The organism is Komagataeibacter kakiaceti JCM 25156 (assembly GCF_000613305.1).
The window spans coordinates 1-713 of the sequence record NZ_BAIO01000815.1; the positions used below are offsets into that span (position 1 = coordinate 1).

General features: G+C 67.3%; 1 protein-coding gene and 1 pseudogene. Both read right to left on the reverse strand.

The window, feature by feature from the left end:
- Nucleotides 1-489, reverse strand: a 489-nt coding sequence (locus JCM25156_RS26430; RefSeq protein ID WP_199898888.1) for a dihydroxyacetone kinase subunit DhaK, incomplete at its 3' end; no start/stop codon positions are given.
- 37 nt (nucleotides 490-526) lie between these two features.
- Nucleotides 527-713, reverse strand: a pseudogene (locus tag JCM25156_RS26435) (ABC transporter permease); the annotation flags it as partial.

Consider the following 713-nt stretch of genomic DNA (forward strand, 5'->3'; position numbering starts at 1 on the left):
CGCCGCCGCCCCCACGATCTTGAAAACCGCGAGATCCCCCGCGACACCGCGCCTGCGCGCCGCATCGGATGCGTCCGCGCTGGCCACGTCATCGGTGGTGGCGAGCAGGCGGGTGTCAATTCCGGCTTCCCGCAGGCGGTCGGCGGCGATGCCGAAGTTCAGCACATCGCCCGCGTAATTCCCGAACCCGAGTATGACCCCGCCGCCACGTTCCGCCCTGCGCGCCACGGCGTGGATCGCCTGCGTGGAGGGGGAGGCGAAAATATCCCCCGCCACCGCGGCATCGGCAAATCCGGCGCCGACATAACCGTTGAAGGCGGGATAGTGGCCGGAGCCACCACCTACCACCACCGCCACCTTGCCCGCCCGGCCCGGCGTGGCCCGCACGACCCCACCGCGCACCATGCGCACTAGGTGGCGGTTGGCCAGGCTGTAGCCATGCAGCGCCGAGAGGGCGAATTCGGAAGCATCACCGCAAATTCTGGTCATTGTCATGTCTCCCTGCTGTCAGGAAATGCCCGTGCGCCTACGCATCGCGATGGATGTAGCGCCGCGCCAGCGAATCAAAGGAAATGGCCAGCACGACGATCCCGCCGCTGACGATCGACTGCCAGTAAGGCGAGATGCCGAACAGCACGATGATGTTCTCGATAATGCCGATGATCACCGCGCCCAGCACCGCGCCGACCGGGCTGCCCAGCCCCCCCGTTGTC